Source organism: Mesorhizobium sp. M1E.F.Ca.ET.041.01.1.1 (assembly GCF_003997355.1).
Classification (GTDB): Bacteria; Pseudomonadota; Alphaproteobacteria; order Rhizobiales; family Rhizobiaceae; genus Mesorhizobium.
Map to the genome: position 1 here is coordinate 1 of NZ_RZSL01000887.1, position 1,828 is coordinate 1,828.

Below are 1,828 nucleotides of genomic sequence, written 5' to 3' on the forward strand. Positions count from 1 at the left end.
CAACAAAAAAGCGGAGCCAGAGCCCCGCTTCCTCGGTGTTGCGATGTGCCGCCGGTCCATCCGCGGTCGGCCATCGATCAACGACTACCCTTTTAACGCGGTTATACGACGGGAATGCGACAGCGTTACTGGCGCTCTCTCGACTTCGAAAATGCCGACCCTCCAATATGCGTTGTGTGAAGCGTTTCACATTCGGCGCCGGGGAAAAGTGCCTAGACACGACCGGCCTGCTGGCGATTTCGCCAATGGCTTCTGTCGCAGGCTTTTTCCCAACTGCCCGCCAGACCATCGGCGGGCATCTTTTTCCCTCATGCCCGCTCGATCCGGCACTGGTAGCAATTGTTTCGCGCCGAACGGATGTGGATGTAGGCGATGTCGTCGCGTTCGAACAAAGTCTCGGCGCGGGCTGCGATGTCGCCGGTCGCGATGACGGCGCCGCTGCCGTAGACGATGCGGTCGTCTTTGCCATAGCCGCGCACGATGTAGTCGCTGCTCTCGAGCATCTCGGGCAGCGCATCCGCCTCCGCGGCGCGCTCGCATTCCTGCGCATGCAGGAAGATCGGCCCCGTCTCGGCATAAGGCTGAAGCTCCGGGAAAGGCCGGTAGGCGAGGACGAGATAGCCTTGGCCGGCGGCGACATTCTTCATGCAATGCCGGCACGGCACGCCGTCGCCGTCGGAAATCCTTTGTTCGGGCATGCGGCCGTAGGCATCCGGCCCTCCCCGCTGCAAGGCGCGCACGGCTTCGGTCGGCAAGGCTTGGAACTGGATGCTCATGGCGAAATCTCCGGTGTCGTTGACCGGAAATTATGCCCGCGCGACGGCGCCTCCCACCCGATTCCTGCCAAGCGGACCGCGCGTTGCTCGGAGCGCAATATCGAAATATTGCGTTATCAGACTCGCCAGGCACGGCGCTCCGCGCCAAGATGATCGCAGAAGAAGGCTGTGGCGCGCGGGCGGCTGAGGTCTGGCGATGATCCGAGCATGATCACTGGAGGATGCCTGTGCGGCGCGGTCCGCTACGAGAGCCGCGCGGAGCCCATCACAGCGCGGCTGTGCTGGTGCCGCTTCTGCCAGTACATTGCGGCTGGCAACGCTGCGGTGAGCGTCTGCTTCCTGACAGCGCACATCAAGATCGCCGGCGAGATGCGCGATTACGAAAGCGAGGCCGACAGCGGCAACAGGATGCACCGGCGCTTCTGCCCAGCCTGCGGCGTGCATCTCTTTAGTGAAGCCGAATCGCGCCCGCATCTGATCTTCGTGCGCGCGGGCACACTCGACGATCCGCACGTGATCCGGCCCGCAGCGACGATCTGGACGAGCAAGGCGCCTCCCTGGGCCTGTATCGACACCGCGCTGCCGACCTTCGAGGGCCAGCCGCCGCCGGTGGCGTAGGGGCATCGACCCAGTCGACCGGTTCCTTGCTGCCCGGCTCCGCCCCGAACTATGGCCTCATCACACTCGCCGAGCGCTCGGCGAAAGTCATCGGATGCACGACCTCCTTCTTCTGCGCCACCGGCGTGAAGCCGAGTTTCTGGTAAAGCGGCAGTGCCGCCGGATGGTCGAGCGTGCAGGTCTGCACCGTGACGCGCCTCGGTCCGTACGCCCAGGCAGCCGAGATCGCGGCGCCCAGGAACCAGCGGCCGATGCCTTGGCCGTGCGCGTGCTCCATCATGCCGAAATAGGCGAGTTCCACTTCCTCCGGCAGATGCGGCTTTAGATCGAAGAAGCCGGCGGGGGAGCCGTCGAGGTAGAGCACCCTGATGTCGCGGTCTTCGCGATGCAGGCCGGCGGCCAGTTCCTCGTCGCTCAGCCTCAGCACATTGACC

The 1,828-nt window shown here is 64.5% G+C and carries 3 protein-coding genes; 1 reads left to right on the top strand and 2 read right to left on the bottom strand.

The window, feature by feature from the left end; all coding sequences use genetic code 11:
- Positions 1-308 precede the first annotated feature (308 nt).
- Positions 309-776 (bottom strand): DUF1203 domain-containing protein, encoded by a 468-nt coding sequence (locus EOA38_RS35475; RefSeq protein WP_127301410.1) that lies wholly within the window; start codon positions 774-776, stop codon positions 309-311.
- 207 nt (positions 777-983) lie between these two features.
- On the opposite strand from EOA38_RS35475, the gene EOA38_RS35480 reads away from it, so the two are divergent.
- On the top strand, positions 984-1,394 hold the full coding sequence (locus EOA38_RS35480) for a GFA family protein (RefSeq protein WP_127301411.1): 411 nt from the start codon (positions 984-986) through the stop codon (positions 1,392-1,394).
- Between the two features lie 49 nt (positions 1,395-1,443).
- On the opposite strand, the gene EOA38_RS35485 is transcribed toward EOA38_RS35480, so the two are convergent.
- A partial coding sequence (locus tag EOA38_RS35485; protein ID WP_145966249.1) for a GNAT family N-acetyltransferase occupies positions 1,444-1,828 on the bottom strand: 385 nt, incomplete at its 5' end.